The following is a 1411-nucleotide window of genomic DNA, read 5'->3' as shown; positions in this document are numbered from 1 at the left end:
AGCGGAAGAAGATCATCCAATCCTTCTTCAGGGCTGTTGAGCCACTTAAACATGAAATCTTTCAATGAGTATTGTTCAATCATCGATAAATGATCTTTAAAAATTAATTTGTCAATGGTTATCTCTTTCAACTTATCCACTCCTCAATAGTATCTAAAGTTTATATCGATAAACTCCTAACATCAAGGGCATTCCAATGACAAACCATTACATTTTGATTACTTGCTGACTAAATAAACCCTTTCCTTCCGAAAAATGGAGTAATGTTGCCTGGAAAATAACTTTTGGGATGATTTTTTCTTAAGAATACGCCTAGGATTAACATGTAGAGGGATCATTTTCTGAGGCTTGAACGTTTTGGTATAGATGATTTGCCATGAACAAGGATGTCCATTCCAGACGAATACAGCCTCCATTTGCTTATGAAATGAAGGCTGTACTTATAAATGAAAAATGTATAAATTATAATTCTTTTTTTCCTTTAACGCCATTTATCGAATAGCTGATTTTAATGTTGGCATTTAATGAATGATATACTGAACAGTACGTATTTTTGGATAAATGAATCGCACGGACCACTTTATCTTCAGGCAGATCACCCTCCAATAAATAGTGGATATGAAAATCGGTAAATCGCTTAGGATGATTTTCTGATCGTGCCCCTTCTATTTCTATTTGAAAGGACTTTGTTTCAAATCGCATTTTTTTTAAAATCATTACAATATCAATGCCTGTGCACCCGGCAAGAGAATGCAAAAGTAACTCAGTGGGTCTTGCTCCGCTATTTTTTCCTCCTACATCTTCGGATGCATCCATCTTTATTTCATGTCCCGACGGAGTTGTGCCAGAAAAGGCCATTTCTCCTGTCCATGTAATCATTGTCTTCATTTATTTCAATTCCTCCCTTTCTTGTTGTTTGGGTCAAAAATTGTCCGCTTGTTTTATTTAATGTAAGTACAGATCATTTAAGACTTAAAATAATATTCCCTCAAATATTGCGGTCAGTGCTAATGATCCTAACTTGTGATGACTTTCCATTCCTTATATTCTTCCCACAAGTCCTACTTAGTTAGTCATTCTGTAGAATTCAGGCACTTGCTTTCCGAGTGCGGTCTTTCGCCTGTGGAGGCTTCCTAGGAGTAAACGATATCGCCGCAGGAGTTTCGATCAACTTTATATTAAAAATTCAGATAGGAACCAATTTGTTGACTAATGAAGGTTCGGAAAGCTTTCACAACCATGTTCTAATTACTAATTTAAATGGATGAAACCTAGAATAGATTGAAGAAGTTGCGACACTCCTGCCGAAAAACTGGCTAGCCAAGACGCCACAGACGCTTTGCGGCAGGGAGCCCTAGCTGACAGCCGGCGGAAAGGGAGCGGATTTCTGAAATCAACTGCAATGTTTTTT

The 1411-nt window shown here is 37.3% G+C and carries 1 protein-coding gene; it reads right to left on the bottom strand.

The features are described from left to right. Positions 1–462 precede the first annotated feature (462 nt). Complete coding sequence (locus tag ACFVSH_RS26635) at positions 463–888, bottom strand: OsmC family protein (RefSeq protein WP_387708824.1); 426 nt, start codon at positions 886–888, stop codon at positions 463–465. Positions 889–1411: the final 523 nt, after the last annotated feature.

It is taken from the genome of Peribacillus sp. NPDC058002 (assembly GCF_042886655.1).
GTDB classification, from domain to species: Bacteria; Bacillota; Bacilli; order Bacillales; family DSM-1321; genus Peribacillus; species Peribacillus aracenensis.
The sequence above is the reverse complement of the archived record's forward strand: the minus strand, read 5'-3'. Positions and strand labels throughout refer to the sequence as shown.